Annotated in this window: 14 protein-coding genes and 4 tRNA genes; 9 read left to right on the forward strand and 9 right to left on the reverse strand. The window is 39.8% G+C overall.

Annotation, left to right across the window (positions count from 1 at the left end; translation table 11 throughout):
* The first annotated feature begins 31 nt into the window (after positions 1–31).
* The 4 genes from G9371_RS07700 (at position 32) to G9371_RS07715 (ending at position 6,886) form a co-directional block, all read left to right on the forward strand.
* A complete protein-coding gene (locus tag G9371_RS07700; RefSeq protein ID WP_029424111.1) occupies positions 32–1,441 on the forward strand; it encodes a TolC family protein in 1,410 nt (469 codons plus the stop codon).
* The gene (locus tag G9371_RS07705; protein ID WP_002132438.1) at positions 1,441–2,649 is read left to right on the forward strand and encodes an efflux RND transporter periplasmic adaptor subunit; all 1,209 of its coding nucleotides are present in this window, start codon (positions 1,441–1,443) and stop codon (positions 2,647–2,649) included. The genes G9371_RS07700 and G9371_RS07705 overlap by 1 nt, the downstream gene beginning before the upstream one ends.
* Positions 2,639–5,797: an efflux RND transporter permease subunit gene (locus G9371_RS07710; protein ID WP_002132384.1), complete on the forward strand. Its 3,159-nt coding sequence runs from the start codon at positions 2,639–2,641 to the stop codon at positions 5,795–5,797. Before G9371_RS07705 ends, G9371_RS07710 begins: the two co-directional genes overlap by 11 nt.
* A gap of 132 nt (positions 5,798–5,929) precedes the next feature.
* Positions 5,930–6,886, forward strand: a complete 957-nt coding sequence (locus G9371_RS07715) for a cation diffusion facilitator family transporter (RefSeq protein WP_002132369.1) — start codon at positions 5,930–5,932, stop codon at positions 6,884–6,886.
* Positions 6,887–6,904: 18 nt separating this feature from the next.
* On the opposite strand, the gene G9371_RS07720 is transcribed toward G9371_RS07715, so the two are convergent.
* A complete protein-coding gene (locus G9371_RS07720) occupies positions 6,905–7,243 on the reverse strand; it encodes a hypothetical protein (RefSeq protein WP_002132336.1) in 339 nt (112 codons plus the stop codon).
* Positions 7,244–7,516: 273 nt separating this feature from the next.
* Here G9371_RS07720 and G9371_RS07725 point away from each other — a divergent pair, with 273 nt between their 5' ends.
* Positions 7,517–8,464, forward strand: a complete 948-nt coding sequence (locus tag G9371_RS07725) for a hypothetical protein (RefSeq protein WP_000529525.1) — start codon at positions 7,517–7,519, stop codon at positions 8,462–8,464.
* Positions 8,465–8,556: 92 nt separating this feature from the next.
* Here the strand turns inward: G9371_RS07725 and G9371_RS07730 are convergent.
* From G9371_RS07730 to G9371_RS07765, 8 genes are all read right to left on the reverse strand, one after another.
* Positions 8,557–8,632 (reverse strand) — tRNA-Glu (locus G9371_RS07730).
* A gap of 28 nt (positions 8,633–8,660) precedes the next feature.
* Positions 8,661–8,736: transfer RNA gene (locus tag G9371_RS07735), tRNA-Glu, on the reverse strand.
* A 134-nt stretch (positions 8,737–8,870) separates the two neighbouring features.
* Complete coding sequence (locus tag G9371_RS07740) at positions 8,871–9,755, reverse strand: hypothetical protein (protein WP_001988038.1); 885 nt, start codon at positions 9,753–9,755, stop codon at positions 8,871–8,873.
* Positions 9,756–9,874: 119 nt separating this feature from the next.
* Positions 9,875–11,293: an amino acid permease gene (locus G9371_RS07745; RefSeq protein WP_001183128.1), complete on the reverse strand. Its 1,419-nt coding sequence runs from the start codon at positions 11,291–11,293 to the stop codon at positions 9,875–9,877.
* A gap of 131 nt (positions 11,294–11,424) precedes the next feature.
* A tRNA-Glu gene (locus tag G9371_RS07750) sits at positions 11,425–11,500 on the reverse strand.
* A gap of 25 nt (positions 11,501–11,525) precedes the next feature.
* Positions 11,526–11,601, reverse strand: a tRNA-Ala gene (locus G9371_RS07755).
* A 57-nt stretch (positions 11,602–11,658) separates the two neighbouring features.
* Positions 11,659–13,167: a glutamate--tRNA ligase gene (gltX, locus tag G9371_RS07760; RefSeq protein ID WP_000868422.1), complete on the reverse strand. Its 1,509-nt coding sequence runs from the start codon at positions 13,165–13,167 to the stop codon at positions 11,659–11,661.
* A gap of 116 nt (positions 13,168–13,283) precedes the next feature.
* The gene (locus G9371_RS07765) at positions 13,284–13,583 is read right to left on the reverse strand and encodes a hypothetical protein (protein ID WP_000690905.1); all 300 of its coding nucleotides are present in this window, start codon (positions 13,581–13,583) and stop codon (positions 13,284–13,286) included.
* A gap of 396 nt (positions 13,584–13,979) precedes the next feature.
* On the opposite strand from G9371_RS07765, the gene G9371_RS07770 reads away from it, so the two are divergent.
* The 4 genes from G9371_RS07770 to ftsI all read left to right on the forward strand — a co-directional run bounded on the left by G9371_RS07770 (position 13,980) and on the right by ftsI (position 18,303).
* Complete coding sequence (locus G9371_RS07770; RefSeq protein ID WP_029424112.1) at positions 13,980–14,981, forward strand: sulfate ABC transporter substrate-binding protein; 1,002 nt, start codon at positions 13,980–13,982, stop codon at positions 14,979–14,981.
* 222 nt (positions 14,982–15,203) lie between these two features.
* On the forward strand, positions 15,204–16,127 hold the full coding sequence (rsmH, locus tag G9371_RS07775) for a 16S rRNA (cytosine(1402)-N(4))-methyltransferase RsmH (protein WP_000018346.1): 924 nt from the start codon (positions 15,204–15,206) through the stop codon (positions 16,125–16,127).
* Complete coding sequence (gene ftsL / locus G9371_RS07780) at positions 16,127–16,459, forward strand: cell division protein FtsL (protein WP_000842465.1); 333 nt, start codon at positions 16,127–16,129, stop codon at positions 16,457–16,459. The genes rsmH and ftsL overlap by 1 nt, the downstream gene beginning before the upstream one ends.
* Positions 16,460–16,470: 11 nt before the next feature.
* Positions 16,471–18,303, forward strand: a complete 1,833-nt coding sequence (gene ftsI / locus G9371_RS07785; RefSeq protein ID WP_000227936.1) for a penicillin-binding protein PBP3 — start codon at positions 16,471–16,473, stop codon at positions 18,301–18,303.
* The last annotated feature ends 2 nt before the right edge of the window (positions 18,304–18,305 follow it).

Below are 18,305 nucleotides of genomic sequence, written 5' to 3' on the forward strand. Positions count from 1 at the left end.
AGAAATATTATTTATTTCATAGGGTTATTTTATGTCTATTTTTTTATACAAAAAAAGTTTCGTTAGTCTGAGTACGTCTTGGGTACTTAAATCATTAGTTGTTGCTGTTGCACTTTCAACTGGTGTCGTAACAAACGCAGCCAGTTCAAATCAGAACCTTGCTGAGAATACACAACTACAGCGTATACAGAATGTTTTAACTTTTGAACAGGTGCTCGATCAGGTTAAGCAGTTTCAGACTCAAACAGGAATTTGGCAAACTCAACAAGATATCGCCGAGAGCAATATCAAACAGAGCCAGCTATGGGAAAATCCGACGGTTTCTGTACAGCAAACGGGTTTTAAATCTGGAAAAGATCAGGAATTAGAACTTGGGATCTCGCAAAAACTAGATATTTTTGGTGTACGTTCCGCAGCAAAAAAACTAGCAAGTGTTCAGCAAAATCAAGTTGAGTTAAATCAGGTTTTATATGAGGCTCAACTGAAGCTGGCGGTAAAATATTTATGGTCACAAGTATCTATTTTAGAGCTTGAACATGAAGTTGCTAAAGCCCAGTTAAGAACGAGTAAGAACCTTTTAGATGCTACCCGCTTACGCTTTCAGGCAGGCAGTATTGCTCAGGTTGATTTAGATCGAACTCTCATGACGCATGTTGAAAATCAGCGTTTATATCAGGAAGTTGAATTATCACTGAGTAGTGCTAAAAGAAAATTGGCTAACTTATGGGGTGAGACAGAAGATAACTTCACGTTACGTCCAGATATAAAAAGTACGTGGCCTTTAAAAAATGAAAGTGATATCGACCAATATTTGAAACAGAATTTGTTAGAACAGTCCCTACGGCTTCAAGCAATACAACAAAATTCTGAAATTAATTATTTAAAGGCAAAAAATCGGCCTACGCCTACTGTAAATATGGGCGTGGTTCGTAGTAAAACCGCAGAAACGAGCAGTACCGAAAATCAGATCCGAGTAGGTATAGCGGTTCCTTTAAACATTTTTAATCGCCAGCAATATGCCCTAAAAGTTGCTCAAAGCAAACTCGATTTAATTGACCAGCAGCAAAGCTTTTATAAAAAGCAAAGCGAGAATTCTATTCGTACTCTACAGTACGAGTTAGCGGGTTTAAAGCAGCAATATAATTTAATGAATGAGCAGCAAATCCCTTTATCAGAGACGGTACAAGAGAAAATGCTGCTTGGCTTTAAAGTCGGTAAATTTGCAATTACCGATGTTCAGCAATCTACCCTTCAATTACAAGAACAACGCTTGAAAAAAGTTCAACTTCTTAAATCTGCTTGGCAAAAAGCAATTGAGGCAGAAAGTTTAGCTCTCGGGATCGATCCAAATATGGTGATGTCTGGAGATGCATTAAATCAAATTAATCAAAATTTATGGCAAGACACCTATCAGTTGCCGACAGTTGGAGGGGCAGAGTAATGTCAGTTAAAAAAATGAAAAACCAATGGCTTATTGCTATTTTGCTGCTGATTGTCTGCCTTGCTTTAAGTGCTTGGTTATTTTTCTCTGGAAAAAAACAGCCTAATACTGAGAAAAGTGAAGAAGCGCATGCAGAGGGTGAAGCTGGTCATGAAGAATCTGAAAAAGAGGAAGGCAGTTTAAACTTAACTTCTAAGCAACTGGTTGAATATGGAGTGAAGTTAGAGCAAGTAGGACGTGGAGAAGTTGAGCAGAATCTCTCGTATCCTGCCAAACTTGTTGTAAATACAGACCAGCAAGCACATGTCTCTTCAACTTTTTCTGCGCGTGTAGATAGTGTAAATGTTGCGTTGGGACAACAAGTTGAAAAGGGTCAGGCGCTTGCGACTTTATTTGTACCTGATTTAGTCGATCAACAAGCTAACTTAAGCATGGCACAAGAAGCACTGACATTAGCCCAGCAAGATTATCAACGTGAAAAACAATTGTGGGAACAAGGGGTTTCAGCACGTCAAGATTACCAGCGCGCTTACAATGCTTATCGTCAGGCGCAGATTCAAGTGCAGGCTGCAAATAGCCGTTTATCTGCATTGGGAGCAAATCGCTCAAGTAAAGGTCGATATGTTTTAACTGCACCTTTAAGTGGTGTAATCAGTAGTAAAGATATTGTCATTGGTGAGCAAATTGGTCCTGAAAAACAGTTATTTGTTATTGATCGCCTAGATCAGTTATGGATTGAATTTGTGCTACCAAGTACAAATACTAATATTCAGCCTAATCAGGAAATTGAATTTAAATCACTGCAAACGAATAATATTTTTAAAGCACAGGTACAAAGTTTAACTTCAGAAGCAGATACTCAAACTGGTCGTCTACAGGTTCGTGCCAAGGTACTCACACCTTCAAAAGAATTACGCCCTAACTTAATGGTCAATGTGTTACTGAAGCAAAATAATGCAGCGACTGTATTACGAGTTAATAAGACAGCGATACAACAGATTGATGGAAAGAATGTCGTCTTTATTGCAAAACAGGAGAAGGACAAAATTCATTTTGCTCCTGTTGCGGTAGAGTTAGGCAATTATTCTTCAGATGCACAATGGGTAGAGGTTAAATCTGGAATTACTGAAAAGCAGCAATATGTGACTCAAGGTAGTTTCTTGCTCAAGTCCGAACTTGAAAAAGGGGAGGCAGAGCATGGACATTAATAAACCTGATTTGCCAAAGGCTGAAGGTTTGTTTGATCGAATTATTCAGTTTTCAATTAACAACGCCATTTGGGTCATGATGTTTGTTATTGCTTGGATTGGTGTCGGAATTTATAGCTATCAAAAACTTTCAATTGATGCTGTGCCTGATATCACCAATGTACAGGTACAAATCAATAGTCAGGCCAATGGTTTTACAGCACCAGAAGTTGAGCAAAGGATTACTTATCCGATTGAAAATGCCATGTCTGGTATTCCAAATCTGGAACAGACTCGTTCAATTTCCAGATATGGTCTTTCTCAGGTCACGATTATCTTTAAAGATGGTACTGACATTTACTGGGCAAGACAGCTGATTAACCAACGTTTACAAGAAGCTAAGAGTGCTTTACCAGATAGCATTGATCCGCAAATGTCTCCAATTTCGACTGGACTCGGTGAGATTTATCAATGGGTGGTAAAAGCAGAGCCAAATGCTAAAAAAGCAGATGGTTCAGCTTATAGCGCGATGGACCTGCGTGAAATTCAAGACTGGATTATTCGGCCCCAGTTACAACGTGTACAAGGGGTAGCCGAGGTTAATAGCATTGGTGGATATAATAAAACCTATGTGGTCTCTCCAGATCTGACACGGTTACAGCAGTTGCAGATTCCACTTACCGACTTACAGGATGCGCTTCAAAATAATAATGAAAACCGTGGTGCCGGATTTATTGAAGAGAACGGCCAGCAACTCACCGTTCGTGTTCCCGGCATGCTGATGTCAATACAAGATATCCAGAATGTTACGGTCGCCACTAAAAACGGTTTACCTATACGGGTTGCCGATGTAGCGTCAGTATCGATTGGTCATGATTTGCGTACAGGTGGTGCTACCTATAATGGACAGGAAACTGTTTTAGGTATCGCCATGATGATGATGGGTGAAAACAGTAAAACTATTGCTAAGGCGATTGACGATAAAGTTCAGGAAATTCAAAGATCACTCCCTCAGGGCGTGGTGATTGAAACAGTCTATGATCGTAGTAGCCTCGTAGATAAAGCGATTAAAACAGTAGCTAAAAATTTGATTGAAGGGGCGATTTTAGTCATCGTTATCCTTTTTATTTTTTTAGGAAACTTTCGCGCCGCTTTAATCACTGCTTGTATTATCCCATTGGCAATGCTTTTTACCTTAACAGGTATGGCGGAACAAAAAATCAGTGCCAACCTGATGAGTCTGGGCGCTTTGGACTTCGGGATCATTGTTGATGGGGCCGTTGTTATTGTTGAAAACTGTATTCGGCGTTTAGCTGAAGCGCAGCATTTAAAAGGTCGTTTATTAACACGTTCAGAGCGTTTCACAGAGGTTTTTCTCGCAGCTAAACAGGCACGACGCCCATTAATCTTTGGTCAGATCATCATTATGGTCGTGTACCTACCAATTTTTGCTTTAGCAGGCGTTGAAGCAAAGATGTTTCATCCTATGGCAATGACCGTTGTCCTAGCATTATTGGGAGCAATTATTTTATCTGTGACCTTTGTTCCGGCAGCAGTAGCTCTGTTTATTACGGGTGAAGTGAAGGAAAAAGAAAGCCGCTGGATGATGACGCTGAAAAAAGGTTATGCAGGCTTACTCGATAAAGCATATGCCTTTCGATATGTTGTTGTCACAGCAGCGGTCAGCATCTTAATTTTGACAAGTGCTATTGCAACAAGAGTGGGGAGTGAGTTCGCCCCTCAACTCAGTGAGGGTGATTTTGCATTACAACTCATGCGTGCACCGAGCACAGGCATAGAAGAGTCGCTTAAGATTCAAGAGAATGTAGAAAAGCAGTTACTGAAAGCTTTCCCTGAAATTAAAGCCATTTTTGCAAGAACAGGAACCGCCGAGGTTGCTACCGATGTCATGCCTCCAAATATTTCCGATGGTATTGTTCTATTAAAACCACATGATCAATGGCCAAACCCTAAAGAAACGATAGATGAATTGCGTACCAGAATGCTGCAATTCGTGAATCAGATTCCTGGTAATAACAGTGAATTCTCGCAACCGATTGAACTACGTTTTAATGAACTCATTTCAGGCGTCCGTAGTGATATCGGGGTGAAAGTTTTTGGGGATGATATGCAAGTCCTCAATCAGGAAGCGGAAAAAATAGCCCAACAGCTACGTAGTATTCCAGGTGCCAGTGAAGTCAAAGTCGAACAGACTGATGGTTTGCCATTACTTAATGTAGATGTTAATCATGCACTAGCTGCTCAATATGGATTATCAGTCAAGTCTATTCAGGATATTGTCGCTGCGAGTATTGGAGGACAGAGTGTAGGGCAAATTTTACAGGGCGATAGACGTTTCGATTTCGTGATTCGCTTACAGGAAAACATGCGTACGCCTCAGCAGCTAGCACAATTACCGATTCGCTTACCAAACGGCGGTCTGATCCAGTTACAAGACGTTGCCAAGGTTGAGAATATTCTGGGCCTTGCTCAAGTGAGCCGTGAAAATGGCAAACGCCGAGTGATTGTGACGGCAAATGTGCGTGATCGTGACCTTGGGTCTTTTGTACAAGAGATGCAAAGCAAACTGGCGCAGCAAAAGCTACCTAGCGGTTATTGGTTAGGCTATGGAGGGCAATTTGAGAATCTTGCTTCTGCCACTGCAAGAATGCAAATCGTTGTGCCGATGGCGCTCATCATGATCTTTGTATTGCTGATGGCGGTATTTAGTAACTTTAAAGACAGTTTACTTGTATTTAGCGGGGTTCCTTTCGCTTTGTCTGGCGGATTAGTGGCTTTGTGGCTGAGAGATATTCCGCTTTCTATGTCTGCTGGAGTCGGGTTTATCGCTTTATCAGGTGTTGCGGTATTGAATGGTTTGGTCATGCTCACATTCATTAAAGAGCTAAGAGCAACCCTAGATGTTCATGCTGCAACTTGGAAAGGTGCTGTACTGCGACTACGCCCTGTATTAATGACGGCATTTGTTGCTTCACTTGGTTTTATTCCAATGGCTTTGGCAACTGGAACTGGTGCAGAGGTACAACGACCTTTGGCAACGGTAGTAATTGGTGGCATTATTTCATCTACGATATTAACTTTGGTTTTATTACCGGTCATTTATCGATGGATGAATGAAGGCAAGACGAAAAGTGTTGAGAATTCATAATGTCATCGATTTGAGATATCTTTTTTGATTACAAAATTTAAGTCGAAAAAGTGTTTGTAAGAGTTAAAGGTAATGATGTCTTCATCTTTACTTTTAACTCACCATAAAGATAAATAAAAAGGAGTCCGCAAAATGGGTGGACATCATGGTCATGATCATAGTCATGCTGTAGTGACTGAAGGTAATGCTAAAAAATTAACGATTGCCTTGGCGCTTACCACGACATTTTTAATTGTTGAGGTGATTGCAGGTTTAATCACACAAAGTTTGGCATTGCTCTCTGACGCTGCACATATGTTTACAGATGCAGCTGCTTTAGCCATTGCCTTGGTTGCCATACAGATTTCTAAACGTCCTGCCGATAATAAACGTACTTTCGGTTATCAGCGCTTTGAAATTCTGGCTGCTTTATTTAATGCGCTCATGCTTTTTGTGGTAGCAATTTATATTTTATATGAAGCCTATATCCGCTTTTCGCAGCCACCTGAAATTCAAAGTGTAGGTATGCTCATTGTGGCGACCATTGGTTTGGTAATAAACCTCATCTCAATGAAAATTCTTATGTCGAGTGCCAATAACAGCTTAAATGTGAAAGGTGCTTATCTAGAAGTATTGAGTGATGCACTAGGCTCAGTTGGCGTTATTATTGGTGCAATTATTATTTACTTCACTAACTGGTACTGGATTGACACGCTTATTGCGGTATTGATTGGATTTTGGGTGTTGCCAAGAACATGGGTTTTACTTAAACAAAGTATTAATATTTTGCTCGAAGGTGTACCCGAAGAAGTCGATATTGAAAAGCTACGTGCAGATTTACTTTCATTAAATGGTGTGGAGAGTATTCACCAACTCAAAGTATGGGCAATTACGTCTAAAAATATCCATTTAACCGTGCACTTATTTGCGCCTGAAGCTGACCGTAATAAGCTCTATCAAGATGCAGTTGAAATGCTTTCTCTTGAGCATGGTATTGGTGAAGTGACATTGCAAATTGAAGATGATGCTGAGATCAACTGTCAGCATATTGCTCAACATGCTTCACACGAGCATAACGATAATGACAAGACACATTCACATCAGCATTAAGCTGATGTGAATACTGTTTTAAATTTCCCACTCATGATTGCAGTCACGACATTTCCAATGTTTTTGTGACTGCATAAATGCTTGCATAGACAATTTAAAATCAGGCAAATCGCGCCAGAACATAAAACCTGCACCTATAGTAACCACAAATGCAACTACTGTTGCAATTTGAAGAGAGCTGCCTGCACCATTGCCAAAAATCCACATAAAAATACTAATCACAACCAAGAGTAAAAGTACAAAAATGGCAGGAACTAAAATCACTAAGCTTTTAGGCACAACAGGTTTAGCACTATTAACACCTTGGCTCACCGGCATAATTTTAACACTTTGACATTGAGGGCAACGATATTGCATGACAGCTCCACATTAAATTTGAATCTATTCTAACGGAAATGCAAAGAAAGAAAAAAATTTGTAGTTGATTAAAAAGTTGAGGTGAATATCCGATATAAAATACTTTTTTGAAACAAGGATATATAAAAAAACGATGATTTATGCGTACACATAAAAATTAAAATAATGCTGTAGAGCATGCTAATCTAGATAAAAACCAAGTGTGTCCAACACTGGAAATGAGCTGAAATGCTCATTAATAGGATGTGAAAGAAATATAAAAAGGAGAGGGACTTGGGTCAAGAAGATGACAATAAGTCGAAGCCTACAACGACATCAACAGTTTCAGGGAATCCTGACCCTATAAAACTGTCATTCTCACGCCGTTTGCTGCATAAAACATTACAGCATGCGCAAGACGCCGTCGGGTTTGCTAGTGATACTACACGTAATCTTGCTGAAGTTGCTGATGCAGCCCTAGATGCTTTGGATCAGGTGACATCTCATACAAAGCGTGGAGTGGTGGGCATGACCAACCTGGCAGCAGGGACTGTCAGAGATATGGTGTCTGAAACAAGTGAAACTGCAAGACAGGTTGCTTTAATCATGGCACGTACTTTTCTAGGTAAAAGTACCTTGAATTTGTATTTGCCAGAAATGCTATTAAACAGTCAAATTCGTAAACGCATAGATCGTTCGGAAATTGATGATATTAAAGTTCAATGTGGCAATGATCGGTTTCAGGTTGAAATCGATGGGCACTATCACCGTTTCCTATATCGCCTAAGTTTAGATTTTCGAGTATTGGAATGCCGCATTGGACAAGAAAAGTTCTTGCGCTTACGCCAAATGGATGAAAGTCTGGATGTGCAAATACGTCATGGTGGAACATTATCGAATTGGGCTGTTCGCCGTATTGGTCGAGTAGGTTTTGAAGTGATTAATATGTTGCCTATTCCATCGCTGATTAATCATTTGATTCGTGATATTCCGGGTATTCAGCGTGATGGTCATCGCATGTGGTTCATTGACCTTGAGCAAGCAGGTTTTATTGATTTCATTAATAACCGCTCATGGATGGTAGAAAAACTTTTAAATTTAACCGACTTTAGTATTCTACCGGGACTTAATATTTTAAGAGAAAGTCGTGAGCTTGTGCAGCAACTGGTAGATCAGTTCGAAATAAAAGGGCTACGTGTTCAATCAGGCCGTCTGGAAGTTCAAGTTGGAATCGCAAATTAAATAAGCGTGACGGGAAGCTGGTTTATGATCAGCTTTCTTATTGTCTAGATAAGAAAAAAGCCACTGTCGTTATGCAGTGGCTTTTTAGAATTTGGCGTCCCTACGGGGATTCGAACCCCGGTTACCGCCGTGAAAGGGCGATGTCCTAGGCCTCTAGACGATAGGGACTTATATGAGGCATACATCTGAAAAATATTGGCGTCCCTACGGGGATTCGAACCCCGGTTACCGCCGTGAAAGGGCGATGTCCTAGGCCTCTAGACGATAGGGACGTTTCAGAGGTGGGCGTATATTAGGTCGATTTAATAAAAGTGTCAAATAGTTTTCTGAAGAAATATTAAAAAAATCAGTTAAGCGCTTAAAAATAACTCAAATTGTAGAAAATATATACGTTTATAGATATTTTTTATTGGAAAGGCTCAATAATTGTTTTTACCACAGCATGATGTTGTAAGTAGCCGACAATTTCATGAGGTTGGTTGGCAAAAGTAAAAATCTCTTGATTAATAATGGGGGGAGTAAAATTAAAAGGTGCCTCACTTAAGGGAAAAGCGGTTAAAAAGTCATCTTTAGAATAAAAGTTATACCAGTCGCCCTTTAAACATTTAGGACGTTCAATGGGAGTGGGGAGTTTGCTTTGTATGACGCGAAAAGAAAGAGGGGATGCTAAGGTAATAAAGCGCTGTACTGAAAACTGATAAGAAGGATCTGATAATAAATGATAGGCAATCACAGAACCCAAAGAGTGGGCGACTACAATACAATCTTCATCATCATGCATTTGTTTTAAAATTCTTTGATGAACCTCATACATAAAATCAGGATTAGATAAGTACATATAAGTTTCAATCAAGAATTGCTGAATTAAACTTTCATGTAATTTTGGAAAATTATTTAAAAGAACCACCATTTCCTTAAGAACGCGATCTTTCACCATCTGTGAAGTTAAATATAAACGCTCTGATAAGCTTTGTGCTGGTTGATCTGGTGAAAGAGGAAGGTGAGGTATAAAAGGAGTATGTTCCTTGGGGGTTGATGGCTGATGATGTAAATGGATGGGTAAATGAAAATTAAAAGTTTTTGGAAGTAAAGTATTAAGATCAAGTTGATTGGATAATTGATACTTCGTCATTAAATCGCCATAAAATGGCATATGTATATGTAGATCTCTTAAATTAACTCTACAGTGCAATTGTTTTAAGCCCAGTTTAAATACTTTTAGCCAGTGCTCTTTTAAACGATGTGCTGTGTAATTCTGCTGATTCATCCCATGGATAAATATAATTTTCATTGTATACAAGGAATTGTTTTTTAATATAAATTTAAATCTACAACGGTAGATTATATAAAGCCAGTCTCTAAGCAAAAAAAAAGTGTAGCTTTTTGCTACACTTTTTAAATTACAAACACTTAAGCTTTATTTCGATAGAAAATAAAGTAGCTGAGATAGCACATGGCAGTAAAAATTAAGCAACCTATAAAGCCAGCACGCATTTCAGGATCTGCCGCCATACTTAAACATGTAATAAAGCAGAAAAGAAAACCTAAAATTGGAACGATAGGAAATAACGGTGCTGCATATTTTAAATCGCTAACCGTATGTCCAGAACGGTACCATTGTCGACGGAAATTGAACTGGCTTAAACAAATGCTCATCCAGACAATAACCATGGTAAAAGCTGCAACACCTAGCAAGTTTTTAAAGATGGTTTCAGGAGCAAATTGCTCTGATAATAAGCCTGGAATTGCACCGAACATCGTTACAACTAAAGCAACAATAGGTGTCCCGCTTTTTGAAAGTGTTGCAAATACACCCGGAAGGAGTTTTTGCTCTGATAAAGACCACATCATACGTGAAGCTGCATATAGTCCCGAGTTTGCGGCTGAGAGTAGTGCAGTAATAATAACAAAACGGATGATGTCATCTGCATATGGAATACCGATGTAATTAAATACGGTAACGAAAGGACTATTACTTACGTTGTCACCACCTAAACCAGCAAGTTGGAAAGGAAGTAATGCACTGATTACAATAATGGTGCCCACAAAGAAGATAAGAAGACGCCAGATTGCAGCATTAATCGCTTTAGGGACATTCTGAGCAGGATCTTTAGTTTCGCCAGCAGCTACACCAATTAACTCTGTTCCAGAGAAAGCAAAGTTAACAATAAGCATAGTGGTGAAAATAGGAAGAAAACCGTGTGGGAACCAACCTTGGGCAGTTAAATTACTAAACAATGGAGCAGTTTGAGCACCGTGGAAAGGAATTAAACCAAAAATTGCTAATAATCCAAGTACAATAAAAGCAATGACGGTAATGACCTTAACCAGCGCTAGCCAGAACTCTGACTCGGCAAATACTCGGGTTGAGCTGATATTTAACCCGAAAATAGTTACTGCAAAAATAAGTGTCCAGATCCACATTGAAATTTGTGGAAACCATTCCTGCATAAGTAGAGCAGCGGCGGTAAACTCGGTTCCTAGCGTTGCTGTCCATGTTAGCCAGTACATCCATGAAATCATGTAGCCTGTACTTGGACTAATGTACTTTCGAGCGTATGCACCGAAAGAACCCGAAACGGGCATATGTACAGCCAGCTCGCCTAAACAGAGCATGACCATGTAAGCAATTGCACCCCCAAGAATATAGGCAATAATTGCGCCAATAGGTCCAGTTTGTGAAATGACTTCCCCTGAACCCAAAAATAAACCAGTACCGATTGCTCCACCTAGCGATAACATGACAAGGTGGCGGGTACTCATGGCTCTTTTTAAAGGTGCAGTACTGTTCTGATGCTGAGCATCTAGTTGTTTGTCAGATGGCTGCATATTACACATTGAGAGAATTTGAGAAAGACGCTATTTTAGATAAAATAGACAAATGTGCAATCAAGAAGCAGTCAAAGAATAGACAGGAAGGTGACGATAGAGTCTTTAAAAGGAATTTTTAAAATAGAAAATGGCGTCCCTACGGGGATTCGAACCCCGGTTACCGCCGTGAAAGGGCGATGTCCTAGGCCTCTAGACGATAGGGACTTGATGAGGCAAACACAAAGGAGCTTGGTGGAGCCAAGCGGGATCGAACCGCTGACCTCTACAATGCCATTGTAGCGCTCTACCAACTGAGCTATGACCCCAGTTTGTGTGAGCGCAATATTAGGGTGAATGCGCTCACACGTCAATAAAAAAATGAATTAAGCTTCGCTAGTTGCTTCATTTTTCGGCAATTTTAAACTTTCATTAAGCTTTTCCCAGTTTTTTACCTCTTTTTTACTCGGTGCACCTACAATTTCTAGCGCATGTCGTAAGCGAGCAAAGGTTAAGTCAGGGCCAAGCGTAACCATTGACTGCATAACTGGTGTTGAACTTGTTGAGCCAGCAATTGCAATAAAGAACGTTGGCATGAAGTCACGTAATTTAATGCCCATCTGATTTGCCAAATCCATTAAAGTTTGACTAACTGTGTCGTTATTCCAAGTAAACTGACTTTCAAGACGCCAAATTGCGAATTGTAAACTTTGACGAACTTGCTCTTGAGTCAATTTTTTACTTTCAAACATTTCAGCCGTAATTTGTGGCATATGGTTAAAGTAGAAACCAGCCCAATTTACAGCTTCAGAAAGTAAATTAATACGTGGTTGAATAGCGGCAGCAATGTCTTCTAAAGTGCTGCGATCACTTTTCCATGTCAATAAACGGTCTAATAGTTGTCCTGGGGTTAACCCTTTAATCCATTGACCATTTAACCAATTGAGTTTTTCAACGTCAAAAATTGGTCCACCTAGTGATACGCGTTGAATATCAAAGTTATCCATCATGTCTTGTAATGTGAAAACTTCTCTTTCATCCGGCATTGACCAACCCATACGGCCTAAATAGTTGAGTAAGGCTTCTGGTAAAACGCCGATATCACGGTAGTAGTTAATTGAGGTCGGGTTTTTGCGTTTAGATAACTTCGATTTATCTGGATTACGAAGCAATGGCATATGGCAAAGCGTTGGCATTTCCCAACCGAAGTATTGGTAAAGCAATTGATGCTTCGGTGCAGACGGAAGCCATTCTTCACCACGTAATACATGGGTGATTTCCATTAAATGGTCATCAACAACGTTAGCTAAATGGTAAGTTGGTAAACCATCTGTTTTAAGAAGCACTTGCATATCGACTTGTGCCCAAGGAATTTCAACTTCACCACGGAGTAAGTCGTTAAATTTACACACGCCTTCTTCAGGCACTTTCATACGGATAACATGAGGTTCACCCGCTTCAAGACGTCGAGCTACTTCTTCTTGAGACAGCTTTAAACCACGACCATCGTATTTTGGTGTTTCGCCACGAGCTTGCTGCTCGGCACGCATTTGGTCAAGTTCTTCTGCTGTAGCAAAACAATAAAAAGCATGACCTTTTTCAACAAGTTCTAACGCGTATTGCTTATAAATTCCCATACGCTCTGATTGGCGGTAAGGAGCATGAGGACCACCTACATCCGGACCTTCAGACCAATTTAAGCCTAACCAGCGTAGAGAGTCTAAAATCATTTTTTCAGATTCTGGCGTAGAGCGAAGCTGGTCTGTATCTTCAATTCTTAAAATGAATTCCCCGCCATGCTGTTTCGCAAAACACATATTGAATAGGGCGATGTAGGCAGTACCAACATGTGGGAAACCGGTAGGAGAAGGTGCAATACGAGTACGAACTTTCATAGTTAATGGGTCAAAATAAAAATTGGAACTATTATAACGAAAAAGCCCAGTATTCTGACGTTTTATTTAACGACAGTCTGGGCTGAAATTGAAACGATGAGGGGTCGTTTCAAATATTAAGAAGTGTGCGGCTGGAAGATTGCCTGAACAAAACGTGAAAAACGTTCATGCTGTGCTGCAAGAAAGTTTTGAGTTGGTGTAACACGGATAGTATTAAGTACTTTTAACTCATCATCTGTTGATGGAAGTACAATAGTGTTACGTTTTTGCTGATCTAAAGCTTTTTCAATAAGTGAAGACTGTTTATCTGAAAGACTTTTACTTGGTGTATCTTTCAGTACGGCTGCTGTAGACAGTTGCGATGCAAAACTAAGCACCAAACCCAAGCTTAAAGCTTTTCCATAATGAATTTTCATTTTCTGTTCATCCCCTCAGTACATTTCGTCTATTTTTTGAGTTTAACCAAATGTAAAATTACGGTAACGCTACGATTCAAACATAAATTTTAATAAAAAAGTAGAACTGTGTCACACTTTTTACAAAAAATACCTTTATTTTACGCTGGTACCTTTAAATGTAGCCTATGTGTATCCATTACGTCTCATTATTTAACAAATTAATGTGTAGATAAAGTGAAGACTATAAATAAACTATAAGAATAATTACAAAACTTTTCAAAAAGGAGAAGGAAAAATTAGAGTTAATTATATCTTTTAAAGTGATTAGTAAAACATTTATTTATATAACTATTTGATTGAAAACTAAAAAAATAAAAATATAGTAAACGTTAAAAGTAAAAGTGGTTTTTATAAATGAAAAGAATAGCAAGAATTGCAGTCGCTACGTATATGGGGTTGGCAGGAAGTGCTGTGCAGGCGGCGACTACATTTTTAAATGTTTCTTATGACCCAACTCGAGAGTTTTATCAGGAATATAATCAGGCATTTGGTAATTTCTGGAAACAACGTACCAGGCAGGACGTGGATTTTAAACAATCCCATGGGGGCTCAGGAAAACAGGCTCGCGCTGTAGCAACTGGTCTTGAGGCAGATGTGGTGACCTTAGCCTTAGCCAATGATATTGATGAAATTGTAAAAGCAGGCTTTATCCAGCCAAACTGGCAAAAAGAATTCCCTAATAATTCTGCACCGTATACCTCTACAGTTGTGTTTTTAGTAAGAAAAGGCAATCCAAAAAATATTCGTGATTGGAATGATTTAACTAAACCTGGTGTTGAAATTATTACGCCTAATCCAAAAACGGGTGGGGCACCGCGTTGGATTTATCTTTCTGCATGGGGATATGCTTTAAAGCAGCCGGGTGGAAATGACGCTAAAGCCAAAGAGCTGGTTAAAAAACTTTATCACAACGTTAAGGTGTTAGATTCGGGAGCGCGAGGCTCGCTTACTACATTTGCTGAGCGTGGAATTGGAGATGTTCTACTTTCTTGGGAAAATGAAGCACTATTGGCAACGAAAGGTCTCGATAAAGATAAATATGAAATTGTTTACCCATCAATTTCAATTTTGGCAGAACCATCTGTTGCTATTGTTGACAAAACAGTCGACAAAGACGGTAACCGTACTTTGGCAAAAGGTTATCTCAACTTTTTATACTCACCTTTAGGTCAAGAGTTGGCTGCTAAACACTATTTCCGTCCTCGTAATCCTCAAGTTGCTGCTAAATATGCAGCACAATTCCCAAAAATTAAATTATTTACGATCAATGATGTTTTTGGCGGTTGGGCAAAAGCTCAGAAAACCCATTTTGCCAATGGAGCTATCTTTGATCAGATTTATGATGGAAAGCAGTAGATAAAATTTTGGTAGAGTAGAAGTTTAAAAATTAGTTTACTTTTTTATAGTGAAGCAAGTGAGCCTGAAAAGGTGAGCTTGCTTTTTTGTTTTGCTTAAAAAATGAAAAGAAAACGGTTTTCTCTATGAAAAATTAATATTTTCCTACAAAAAGCCGTTTGGTGTTAGCCATAAACAAGGTGATAATGTGCAGTTACATTTTTACGCTATGATTTTACTCCTATGTCGCATATTTCTGTCTTACTTTTTGAGACCGTTGAAAGCTTATTGGCAGATCGCACAACTGGGGTGTATATCGATGCAACCTTTGGACGAGGTGGGCATACGCGCTTGTTATTGTCGAAACTCGATGAAAACGCCCGAGTATATGCTTTTGATAAAGACCCTCAAGCTCTGGAAGTTGCGGCTGCTTTAGCACAAGAAGATCCAAGATTTACGATTATTCATGCAAGTTTTGCTGATATTAAGGAAAAAATGCAGGAAATTGGGGTGCAAAGTGTCGATGGAATTATGGCAGACTTAGGTGTGTCCTCTCCTCAACTCGACCAGGCTGAACGCGGCTTTAGCTTTATGCAAGATGGCCCGTTAGATATGCGCATGGATAACTCTAAAGGATTGACTGCTGCCGAATGGTTACTTGAGGTAGAAGAGGAAGATTTGGCAAATATCATTTATCAATATGGTGAAGAACGATATAGTCGCCGTATTGCTAGAGCAATTAAACAGGCCGGAAAATTGGATACTACGGCGCAATTGGCTGAAATAGTAAAAACAGCCCATCCAAAATGGGAAAAGCATAAACATCCGGCGACACGTACGTTTCAGGCAATCCGTATTGCTATTAACAAAGAACTAGATGATATTGAAGTATTTTTACCGCAAGCTGTAGACTTGCTTAAACCAAAAGGGCGTTTGTCTGTGATCAGCTTCCATTCGCTTGAAGATCGGTTGATCAAACAGTTTATTCAAAAAGAATCAACTCTAGCAGAAGATTCTGGTTGGGGGATGCCTCAACAGCAGGTTGATACGAGAAGATTAAAGAAAATTTCACGGGTTCGTGCGAGTGAAGAAGAAGTAAAAGCGAATCCACGTTCACGTAGTGCATGGCTTCGGGTTGCTGAACGCTTGGAACAAAAAGGCGCGTAATGAAAAGCAGTGATGAAATCGAAACCACAGAAAATAAAGTGGTCAAAAAAGTTGTGGTATATGCAGTCATGGTGGCATTGGTTTTTATCAGTGCCATGATGGTGGTATTTCAAGTATTTGAATACCGTCATGATTATAGAGAGTTAAGCTCTTATATGCGTGAACGTGATGACCTCAATGCGGAGTGGGGGCGCTTGTTGATTGAGCAGCAAACCTTTGGTGCTACAGCACAAATTGGTACACGTGCCGTGACCCAACTTCGAATGTTTTCGCCACCTGCTGCAGAAACGGTGGTAATTTCTTTACCGATGACCTCAGAGCAAAATAAGTAAGGCCTTGCTGTATGGTAGATAAGCGAACAAAGCAAACACGAAAAAAACAGCAGTCTATTTCGGAAAAACCAAGTCTTGCCTTTGATATGTGGCGGTTTTATCTGCTCTGGGCAGTCGTGCTACTGTGTTTTGTGGTATTAATTGCACGTGCATTTTATGTTCAAGTCATTAATAAAGACTTTTTGCAAAATAAGGCGAATGCCAATATTTTGCGTACTGAACGTATAGAGGCTATGCGTGGAGTGATTAGTGATCGCCACGGTGTACCTTTAGCGATTAGTAGTCCAATCATGAAAATTGTGATTGATCCGCGTGATTATTTTGAGACCAAGCATTTATATGATCAAATTACGGCTGAACTAAAACAAGATCCAAACAACCGTAAATTAAAACGCCAGTTACCAGATAAAAATTTAAATCTTGATGAACTTGCCGACGTGGTGGGTGTTGATCGTGCTGATCTTAAAAAACAGATGAATGCACGTCCGCGTTCTCGCTATTTGGTTTTGAAAAAAGAAGTACCTCCTCAGCAAGCTGACCTCATTATGAAAGGTAATTTTCAAGGGGTGTATGCAGAAAAAACTTATAAACGTTATTATCCGCAACCTCAGCCAAATGCCCAAATTATTGGTTTGACCAATAGTGAAGGTCAAGGTATCGAAGGCTTGGAAATGCAGTTGAATAAGCAACTGTCAGGCGTGGATGGTGAGCAAAAAATTATTCGCGATAAACGTGGTAACCGTTTAAAAGTCTCTGAGGTGATTCGTGAGGGTGAACCAGGTGAAAATATCACTTTAAGTATCGACTCACGTTTGCAGTACATTATGTACCGTGAATTAACGGCTGCAGGTGTGGCTAACAATGCGCGTTCAGCAACGGCGATTGCGGTTGATGTTAAAACGGGTGAAATTCTGGCAATGACCAGTTGGCCATCTTATAACCCGAATGATAAGAATGGCTTATCAAATAAAGATGCTATGCGTAACCGTGGTGCGATCGATATGTTCGAGCCAGGTTCAACCATGAAACCTTTTACTATTTCTGCAGCTTTAGAAACTGGTCAATATACGCCAAATACGATTGTAAATACCTCTCCTGGCTCAATGCGTTTAGGCTGGCATACTATTCGTGATACCCATAACTACGGGGCTTTGACCGTAAGTGGTGTCATTATTAAGTCTTCAAACGTGGGTTCTGCAAAAATTGCATTATCGCTTCCGAAAGAAACCTTGCCGAGCTTCTTTAATCGCGTTGGTTTTGGTAAGCGTTCTGCAGTAAGGTTCCCTGGGGAAAGTTCAGGTCTGGTTTTACCTGTTAATAAATTAAATTCTTCTCAAATCGGGACCATGGCATATGGTTATGGCTTAAACGCGACAATCCTTCAATTGGCTCAAGGTTATGCCATGCTTGCAAATCATGGTGTCAAAATGCCATTAAGCTTGCATAAACTAGATCAGCCACCTAAAGGTGAGCAAGTTTTAAATCCGAAAATTGCCGATCAAGTTTTGTTAATGCTTGAGCAAGTGACTATGCCGGGTGGTACTGCAAAACAAGCCAATATTCCTGGTTATAGGGTAGGTGGTAAAACAGGTACTGCACATAAATTGCGTGCAGATGGTAAAGGATATTCAAATAATGAGTATCGTGCCTTATTTGCGGGTGTCGCACCAATTAGTGATCCACGTTTAGCCGTTATTGTAGTGGTGGAAAACCCACAAGGTCGCTATTACGGTGGTTTGGTTGCCGCTCCAGTTTTTGCTCGTATTATGCAAGAGTCGTTGCGCTTAATGAATGTGCCGCTTGATAAGCCACTTAATACTCCAGAAAATCCTATTCGCAGGTAAGC

Origin of the sequence: Acinetobacter sp. EKM10A (assembly GCF_011075215.1) — a bacterium.
Lineage (GTDB): Bacteria > Pseudomonadota > Gammaproteobacteria > Pseudomonadales > Moraxellaceae > Acinetobacter > Acinetobacter baumannii.